The sequence below is a fragment of the Saccharomonospora iraqiensis subsp. iraqiensis genome (assembly GCF_000430445.1).
Taxonomy (GTDB): Bacteria; Actinomycetota; Actinomycetes; order Mycobacteriales; family Pseudonocardiaceae; genus Saccharomonospora; species Saccharomonospora iraqiensis.
This window is the reverse complement of record NZ_KE387034.1, coordinates 2,581-6,054: the sequence shown is the minus strand read 5'-3', so window position 1 is coordinate 6,054 and position 3,474 is coordinate 2,581. Positions and strand designations below refer to the sequence as shown.

The 3,474-nt window shown below is 75.2% G+C and carries 4 protein-coding genes and 1 pseudogene; 4 read left to right on the top strand and 1 reads right to left on the bottom strand.

Features of this window, described 5'->3' with window-relative positions:
* The 3 genes and pseudogenes from ACTIR_RS0100875 to ACTIR_RS0100865 all read left to right on the top strand — a co-directional run.
* A pseudogene (locus ACTIR_RS0100875) lies at window positions 1–277 on the top strand (hypothetical protein); the annotation flags it as partial.
* Window position 278: 1 nt separating this feature from the next.
* Window positions 279–644, top strand: coding sequence for a hypothetical protein (locus tag ACTIR_RS0100870; protein WP_026452868.1), 366 nt, complete (start codon window positions 279–281; stop codon window positions 642–644).
* Window positions 645–680: 36 nt separating this feature from the next.
* Window positions 681–1,169: a hypothetical protein gene (locus tag ACTIR_RS0100865; RefSeq protein WP_026452867.1), complete on the top strand. Its 489-nt coding sequence runs from the start codon at window positions 681–683 to the stop codon at window positions 1,167–1,169.
* Between the two features lie 79 nt (window positions 1,170–1,248).
* On the opposite strand, the gene ACTIR_RS0100860 is transcribed toward ACTIR_RS0100865, so the two are convergent.
* Window positions 1,249–2,160: an NAD(P)-dependent oxidoreductase gene (locus tag ACTIR_RS0100860; protein WP_026452866.1), complete on the bottom strand. Its 912-nt coding sequence runs from the start codon at window positions 2,158–2,160 to the stop codon at window positions 1,249–1,251.
* A gap of 131 nt (window positions 2,161–2,291) precedes the next feature.
* Between ACTIR_RS0100860 and ACTIR_RS0100855 the strand changes: the two genes are divergently transcribed.
* Window positions 2,292–3,440 (top strand): PQQ-dependent sugar dehydrogenase, encoded by a 1,149-nt coding sequence (locus ACTIR_RS0100855; RefSeq protein ID WP_026452865.1) that lies wholly within the window; start codon window positions 2,292–2,294, stop codon window positions 3,438–3,440.
* Window positions 3,441–3,474 lie beyond the last annotated feature (34 nt).

Sequence of the window (3,474 nt, the reverse complement as noted above, 5' to 3'; positions counted from 1 at the left end):
TGCGGTGGCCGGCCAGGGCCCCGCCGGCGGTGGCGGCGGACAGGAGGGGATGCTCGCCGCGAACGGGGGACACGCCGACGGCTGGGGTGCGGTGCTCAACCAGGGCGACGGAACCCCCACCGGGGGCACCGTCCCGCAACCCTCCGGTGGAGACCTCCATGCCCACCCCGGTGGGAGTCTGGACGGCACCGGCCCGGCCGGGCACTCCGACCCGGGTTCCGCCGGACAGGCGGGCGGACGCGACGCGGGCATCGGGATCCGCGGAGGCGGACGGTGACGTGCTCTCCGAGATCGGCAACCCGGTGGCCACGGCCCGGGTGCGGTGGATCCCGGCAGACGAGGGCGGACGGGCCTCCGGCCCCCCGACCGGACCGGTCCACGCCGCCACCGCGACGTTCCGGACGGGCGACCCGGTGGAGCGGGACCCCGGTTGGCCCGCCACCGACCCTCGGACGACGAGTGTGCTGCTGCAGCGGATCGGTCCTGCACCGTGTGAGGTGGAGCTGGCGACGGTCGGCTTCCTCGCCCCGGACCAGGCACGGCCGTACCTCCGGGAGGGGGCCGAACTGGTCGTGCTCGAAGGTCCGAGACCCGTCGCGGACGCCGTCATCACCGAGGTTCTCCCGCAGGCGGAGAGCACCTGACCACAGCCGCGAAACCACGACCCCGGGAGGCGTGCGATGACCGTGCCCGACCCCTCGACGGACCCGCGCATCCAGGAGGCGATGGCCGACCTGGAACGGGCCGAACTCTCCCTCGACCGTGCCATCTCCGAGGCCGAGCAACTCCAACAGACGATGCCGCCGGGCGGGCTGTCCCAGGAGGACATCGAGCAGATCGAGGAGCACGCCCGCGGCCGGAACGCGCCCCCGGAGCTGCGTGAGCTCCAGCAGCGCATCGACGACGGCGAGCTGTCCTGGAGCGACCTCGCCGCGGGCCGGTTCCTGGACGACCCGGGGGTGCGCGCGGCACTGGAGGGCGGCGTCGAGGGCATGCGCCAGGCGCACACGATGCTCCAGGAGGGGCACGACCTCGACGAGATCATCGAGCCGGGCGCCCCGCCGGTCGCGATCGACCGGCCGCAGCCGGAACGGGGGAACGAGCGCGACGACGCCGCGGAGGAGGACGACCCGGACGACGACTTCGGCGGCGGGTCGATCCTGCGCTGATCCCGTCTCCCGGAAGCCCCGGTCTCCCGGGAGCCCCGCCCGGCCGGAATCCGCGGCCGGGCGGGGCTTCCAGTGGTCCTCAGTACTCCCCGTGGACGAGGTTCTCCGGGAGTTCCCCCTGGACGTACCGGGCGATCTCGGTCGCCGCCACCGCGTACGAGCGGCGGCGCGCCCCGTGCACCGCGCCCGCCACGTGCGGGGTGACGAGCACGTTCGGCAGTGTCCACAACGGATGCTCCGGCGGCAGCGGCTCCGGGTCGGTGACGTCGAGCGCGGCACGCAGCCTGCCGGGCGTCACGTGCCGCAGCAGGGCCGCGGTGTCCACCACCGCTCCCCGCGAGGCGTTGACCAGCATCCCGCCGTCCGGGATCGCGGCGAGGAAGGTCTCGTCGACCATTCCGCGTGTGCGGGAGGTCAGCGGCACCAGCAGCACGACCACGTCGCTGTCGGGCAGCAGCGCGGGCAGTTCGTCCACCCCGTGGACGTCCCCACGGGCGGTGAGGCCGACCATGCGCACGCGGGTGTCGAACGGGTCGAGCCGGCGCGCGAGCTGCCGACCCACGTCGCCCGCGCCGACCACGAGCACCCGTTTGCCCTGCAGCGTGTCCGTGGTCCCGGGGGACCACGCGCCCCGGCGCCGGGCGGCGTCGAACCGGCCGAGGTCCCGGCACAGGGACAGGACGGCCGCCATCACCCACTCGGCGGTGCTGGCTCCGTGTGCCCCCCGGCAGGTGGACAACAGCACCCCGGACGGCAGGACGTCCGCCCAGTCCTCGGCGCCCGCCGAGAGCAGCTGGATGAGCCGCAACCGGGGCATCCACCGCAGGGCGGGAGCCAACTGGGCGGCCCGCGCGCCCGGGATCAGCACCTCCGCCTCGGCCGCCGCGTCCGGCAACGGCCCGTCGTGCGCGTAGCGCACCGGGCACACGCCGTCGACCTCGGACAGGGCCCGGACCCCGTCGTCGTCCGGTACCAACACCGTGATCGTCACCCCTCCATCGTGCCGGACACGCACGGCCCGCACCGCCCGCACCGCCCCGCTTACCGGAGGTTCACCTGCGTGCGCCTACGCTGGACGGCGTGCGCACGCGAGTTCGCGGGAGGCCGGGGCCGGTCGCGGCCGTGGCGTGCGGTGTCCTGCTGCTGGCCGGGTGCGCCGAGTTCGACGACTCCGCCGGGGAGCAGAGCTGGCGGCCCGCCCCGCAACTGACCCCCGAGGCGGGTCCGCAGCCCGACCTGCCCGAGGTCGACCGGCGCGAGATCCCGCAGGGTCCGGACACCTCCCGCGAACCCGTCCCTCCCCCCGACGGGTGCACCGACTACGACAAGGCCGTCCTCGCCACCTGCCTGGACACGGTTTCCGCCGTGACGGCCCTGCCCACCGACGGGTCGACGATCACGGCCCTGGCCGGCGAGCGGCGCAGCGGCCGGGTCCTGCGGGTGGGCACCGACGGCGATCAGGAGGAGATCGCCACGCTGGACGTCACGGCCGGCGGGGACGGCGGCCTCACCGCCCTGACGCTGTCCCCGTCGTACGCCGAGGACCGGCTGGTCTACGCCTATGTGACCACCGACACCGACAACCGCGTCGTGCGCTTCGCCGAGGGCAGGCCCGCCAAGCCCGTGCTCACGGGCATCCCGAAGGGGGAATCCGGCAACGGTGGCGCGCTGCTCGCCACCGACGGGGACACCCTGCTCGTCGCCACCGGTGACGCGGGCGACCCGGCGGCGGCGCGCGACGCGGGGTCGCTGGCGGGCAAGGTGCTCCGGATCGACACCTCGGGTGCCCCCGCGGAGGGCAACCCGACCCCGGACTCCCCCGTGTACGCGAGCGGGGTCCACTCCCCCGGCGGCCTGTGTGCCGACGAGGAGGGCTCCCGGACGTGGGTGACCGACCGGGGGACGGGACGGGACGCCGTGTACCGGGTCGACGAGGGCGGCACCCTGTCCACCCCGGCGTGGACCTGGCCGGACCGGCCCGGGGTCACCGGCTGCGCGGACTGGGGCGACGTCCTCGTGGTGGCGATGGCCGACGCCGCGAACGTGCAGAACCTGCCGCTGAACCGGGACGGCTCGGTCGGTGGCGAGCCCCAGGTGACCATGGACGGCGAGCAGGGCCCGGACTACGGCCGGTACGGCAGTCTGGCCACCGTCACCAGTGACATCGCCGTCGCGGGGACGGCGAACAAGGACGGCGGGGAGCCGGTCTCCAGCGACGACCGCGTCGTGCTCATCGTGCGCCAGCCCGCGTCCGGCTCCGGACCGGACTGAGGCCGCGCCGACTACGGACCCGTGACCCGGGAGC